Origin of the sequence: Microbacterium sp. CnD16-F (assembly GCF_024124465.1) — a bacterium.
In the GTDB taxonomy this organism is placed as follows: domain Bacteria; phylum Actinomycetota; class Actinomycetes; order Actinomycetales; family Microbacteriaceae; genus Microbacterium; species Microbacterium gawkjiense.
Window position 1 is genome coordinate 1 of record NZ_JAMXSA010000126.1, and the last position, 1,115, is coordinate 1,115.

Consider the following 1,115-nt stretch of genomic DNA (forward strand, 5'->3'; position numbering starts at 1 on the left):
GAGACCGGGCATGCTGAGTGCGCCGAGCCACGTGGGAGCCGGGGCGGCGTCGAGGTCGACGGGGGAGAGGTCGCTGCCGCGCACGACGGCGTGGTCGGCCACGCCGGTGAGACCGCTGACGGCGTCGCCGACCGCGTGCTCGCGCGAGCGGGACTCCAGGACCGTGCCGACGCCGAACGCGCGCATGACCTCGCCGACGCCGACGGGCGGCACGTAGGAGCGGACGTCGTTCAACCAGCCGCGCATGGCGGGGTCGAGGGACAGGTGCGTCACGCGGACCAGCACCTCGCCGTCGCCGAGCGCGGGGAGCTCGGAGTCGACCACGTCCCAGGTGTCGGCGTCGGGCAGTCCGACGGGGCAGGCGCGCAGGCGGACCTGCCGTGCGACGGTCATCGGCCGCTGCCCCCGGGGTACTCGGTGAAGCGACCGACCGAGTGCGCGACGCAGATCGGCTTGTCCGACCCCTCGCGCTCGAACGTCTGGCGCGTGACGATGTGGGCCGACCCGCCGCCGACGTCGTCGACCGAGACGACCGTGGCGTGCATGCGGATGCGGGAGCCCACCGGGAGCGGCGCCGGGAAGCGCACCTTCTCGTAGCCGTAGTTGAGGCTGTGGGCGAACCCGTCGAAGGCCATCAGGTCCTCCATGAACCGGGGGCCGAGCGGGAGGCTGTACAGCCCGTGGGCGATGGTGCCGCCGAACGCGCTGTCGGCGGCGCGCGCCGGGTCGACGTGGATCCACTGGTGGTCGCCGGTCAGCTCCGCGAACGCGTCGACGCGCTCCTGCGTGATGTCGTGCCACGCGGTCGGGCCGAGGTCGGAACCGACGAGGTCCTGCAGCTCCTGGATCGACGTGGGACGGGGGACGGCGGGGGTCGTGGTCATGGTCGGGGTGCTCCTCGGGTCAGGTCCCCGCAGCGTAGATGAACCTGAATCCGGATTCAAGTGAGCCCGTGGCATCGGCTGCTTGACGGTGACCTGTGACCTGGGACACGCTGTACCCCAGCTTGGACCTGAACCTGAGTTCAACTCCGAAGGGACCCCGATGACCACCGTCCAGACCGTGACCGGACCGATCGACGCCAGCGAGCTGGGCCGGACGCTCGTCCACGAGCA

The 1,115-nt window shown here is 71.7% G+C and carries 1 protein-coding gene and 1 pseudogene; both read right to left on the reverse strand.

Going from position 1 to position 1,115, the window contains the following annotated elements:
- A pseudogene (locus NH287_RS15095) lies at nucleotides 1-393 on the reverse strand (NADP-dependent oxidoreductase); the annotation flags it as partial.
- Nucleotides 390-884, reverse strand: a complete 495-nt coding sequence (locus NH287_RS15100; protein ID WP_253036262.1) for a MaoC family dehydratase — start codon at nucleotides 882-884, stop codon at nucleotides 390-392. The pseudogene NH287_RS15095 and the gene NH287_RS15100, both read right to left, overlap by 4 nt.
- Nucleotides 885-1,115: the final 231 nt, after the last annotated feature.

Coding starts and splice junctions, on each gene's coding strand:
- NH287_RS15100 (WP_253036262.1), bottom strand. CDS start 884: ATGACCACGACCCCCGCCGTCCCCCGTCCCACGTCGATCCAGGAGCTG.